The organism is Rhizobacter sp. P1_G5 (assembly GCF_056405435.1).
This window is the reverse complement of sequence record NZ_JBFUCB010000745.1, coordinates 1-2678: the sequence shown is the minus strand read 5'-3', so window position 1 is coordinate 2678 and position 2678 is coordinate 1. Positions and strand designations below refer to the sequence as shown.

Annotated in this window: 2 protein-coding genes; both read left to right on the top strand. The window is 72.0% G+C overall.

Annotated elements, in window-relative coordinates; genetic code table 11:
- Positions 1 to 448: alpha/beta fold hydrolase (locus AC1D12_RS30435; RefSeq protein ID WP_477844965.1), on the top strand; the 448-nt coding region annotated here is incomplete at its 5' end.
- Positions 445 to 2678 (top strand): RelA/SpoT family protein (locus AC1D12_RS30430; protein WP_477844964.1); only part of this gene is annotated, 2234 nt, incomplete at its 3' end. The genes AC1D12_RS30435 and AC1D12_RS30430, both read left to right, overlap by 4 nt.

Here is a 2678-nt window from a genome sequence, read left to right as displayed (position 1 = left end):
CATCGGCACCTACCTCGGCCTGCCGGCGCGCTGGCGCAGCCTGGAGGATGCGGCCGACGCGCTGTGGAGCATCTCGCAGGGCTTCGGGCCGCACACACGCGAACAGTGGCTGGCGCTGACGCGGCCGATGCTGCGTGCCGACGCTGATGCCCATGGAGGGGGCTTCGTGCCGCACTACGACCCGCAGATCGCGCTGCCGTTCCGCGCGATCACGCCCGAGGCGGCCCGCGCCGGCGAGGCCGTGCTGTGGGGCATGTACGACGCCATCGCGTGCCCGACGCTGCTGCTGCGCGGGGCCGACTCCGACCTGCTGACCCGCGCCACCGCGCAGGCGATGACGCAGCGCGGCCCGCGCGCGCTGCTGCGCGAGTTCGACGGCGTCGGCCATGCGCCGATGCTGACCTCGCCCGAGCAGATCGCGGCCGTCCGGGAGTTCCTGCTGGCGTGAAGACCGGACTGCTCGACACCCACCAGGACGCGGCCCCGATCGTCCAGCTGGCCGCCGACACGCCCGGCGAGGCGGGCCGCGACGCCGAGGCTGCGCAGCTCGCGCGTGCGCGCGCCTTCGCCGAGCCGTTGCTCGATGGCCAGCTGCTCGACACCGGCGAAGACGCGCTGGTGCATGCCGACGGCGTCGCCGCGATCCTGCAGGGCATCGGCGCCGCGCCGTCGATGCGTGCCGCCGCCTACCTGGTCTACGCGAGCGACTACCTGAGCAAGCCGGAGGAGGTCGTCAGCAAGGCCTTCGGCGCGTCGTACGCGAGCCTGGTGCTGCACACCCGCAAGCTGGTGCAGATCCAGCGCGCCGCGCGCGAGGCGCGGGTGCATGCCGAGCAGCGCGCCGAGCAGACCGAGCGGGTGCGCAAGATGCTGCTCGCGTTCTCGCGCGACCTGCGCGTGGTGCTGCTGCGCCTGGCCTCGCGGCTGCAGACGCTGCGCCACTTCGCGAGCAGCAAGCAGCCGTGCCCGGCGGTGCTCGCGCGCGAGTCGCTGCAGGTGTTCGCGCCGCTCGCCAACCGGCTGGGCATCTGGCAGATCAAGTGGGAGATGGAGGACCTGTCGTTCCGCTTCATCGAGCCGGTGCAGTACAAGAACGTCGCCCGGCTGCTCGACGAGAAGCGCGTCGAGCGCGAGCAGGGCGTCGAGGCCTTCCGCTGCCGGCTCGGCGAGGCGCTGGCCGCGGCCGGGCTGCGCGCCGAGGTGCAGGGCCGGCCCAAGCACCTGTACAGCATCTGGAAGAAGATGCGCGGCAAGGGGCTGGATATCGACCGCGTGTTCGACGTGCGCGCGATGCGCGTGATCGTCGCCGACGTGCCCGACTGCTATGCGGTGCTGAGCCGGGTGCACGAGCTGTGGCCGCCGGTGCCGGGCGAGTTCGACGACTACATCGCGCGGCCGAAGGTGAACGGCTACCAGTCGCTGCACACCGTGGTGCAGGACGAGCAAGGGCGGGCGGTCGAGGTGCAGATCCGCACGCGGGCGATGCATGAGCATGCCGAGCACGGCGTTGCCGCGCACTGGGCCTACAAGGAGGCCGGCACCAAGGGCTATGCCGGCGTCAGCGCGAGCGGCGATTTCGACGCGCAGGTGGCCGAGGCACGCAAGGCGGTGCTGCGGCAACTGCTGGCGTGGGAGCGCGAGTTCATCGAGAGCGGCGACGAGGGCGGCGTCGAGCAGCGCAGCGAACGCGCGGCGCCCGGCGCGGCGTTCGACGACCGCATCTACGTCTTCACGCCCGATGCCGCGGTGATCGAGCTGCCGGCCGGCGCGACGCCGATCGACTTCGCGTACACCGTGCACACCGACCTCGGCCACCGCTGCCGCGGCGCCAAGGTCGACGGCACGATGGTGCCGCTGAACACCCGGCTGCAGAGCGGCCAGACCGTCGAGGTGACGACGATCAAGGAAGGCGGGCCGTCGCTCGACTGGCTGAACGACAACCTGGGCTACCTGCAGAGTTCGCGCTCGAAGGCCAAGGTGCGGGCCTGGTTCAATGCGCTCGCGCTGCGCGACACCATCGCGCGCGGCCGCGAGGCGGTCGAGAAGCTGCTGCAGCGTGAGGGCAGGACCTCGATGAAGCTCGACGACCTGGCGGCGCAGCTCGGCTTCCGCCATGCCGAGGCGCTGTTCGAGGTGGTCGGCAAGGACGAGTTCTCGCTGCGCAACATCGAGGCGCTGCTGCGCCCGCCCGAGCCGCAGCCCGACCCCGACGCGGTGATCACGCAGCGCCTGACCCGCCCCGAGGGCGAGGCGCCGAAGGGCGGCGTGCTGGTGGTGGGCGTCGAATCGCTGATGACCAGCCTGTCGCGCTGCTGCCGGCCGGCGCCGCCGGATGCGATCGGCGGCTACGTGACGCGCGGGCGCGGCGTGGCCATCCACCGCGCCGACTGCAGCAACTTCCGGCAGATGGCCGCGCGCAGCCCGGAGCGGGTGATCCAGGTCACCTGGGGCGAGCGGCGCGGCGACAAGCCCTCGTTGTACCCGGTCGACGTGCTGGTCGAGGCGGCCGACCGGCAGGGCCTGCTGCGCGACATCTCCGAAGTGTTCGCGAAGGAGAAGATGAACGTGACCGGCGTCAACACGCAATCGGTGAAGGACGTGCGCGGCGGCACCGCGTGGATGACCTTCACCGTCGAGGTCGCCGATTCGGCGCGGCTGAACCAGGTGCTGGCGGCGGT